This is a genomic window from Psychrobacter sp. 1U2, from assembly GCF_051847575.1.
In genome coordinates this window covers 1-520 of sequence record NZ_JBPYDC010001803.1, presented here as the reverse complement: position 1 = coordinate 520, position 520 = coordinate 1, and the positions used below count along the sequence as shown (strand labels likewise).

Genomic DNA, 520 nt, shown 5'->3' with positions numbered 1-520 from the left:
ATGCAGCACACTCAATGACAAAATCTTTATTGGCGGCCCCTTATCATATGCGTCTACTGGTAACGCCTAACCTTAGCCAAACAGGCTCAGGTATGATAGCTTACAAACCTTATGGCAAAGCTGCTGACAAAAGCCAAGGTTATGTCCTTGTCAACGCATCATCAGCCGATAAAAAAACAGAAAATCGTACGGTTAGTGGACTGTTTACTTATCCTTGTACTGACGTAGTAGATACTAATACAGCGCTTTACAATGAATTTCCAAGCCCAGTCGCAGGGACAGGCCGTAACCTAGGTACTGACCCTATTGGCCAGCCTATCTATATCAATATGCCATCAGCAAAGAGCATTAAAGTGAGCAACATTAAGTTTCGCGACGTCAAACGTAATATAGATGTGCCAGTTGATTTATTGGACTATAGTAACGACCCTCATAAGAGAACCGCTTATGAGTTACCGAAAAATGAAGCCTTTATTTTACCCCTTACCGATAGTTTACAAAGTTGTGAAAAAGGGCGGAG

1 pseudogene is annotated in these 520 nt (G+C 42.1%); it reads left to right on the top strand.

Annotated elements, in window-relative coordinates:
• Positions 1 to 14 precede the first annotated feature (14 nt).
• A pseudogene (locus tag ACS8FD_RS24490) lies at positions 15 to 520 on the top strand (CAP domain-containing protein); the annotation flags it as partial.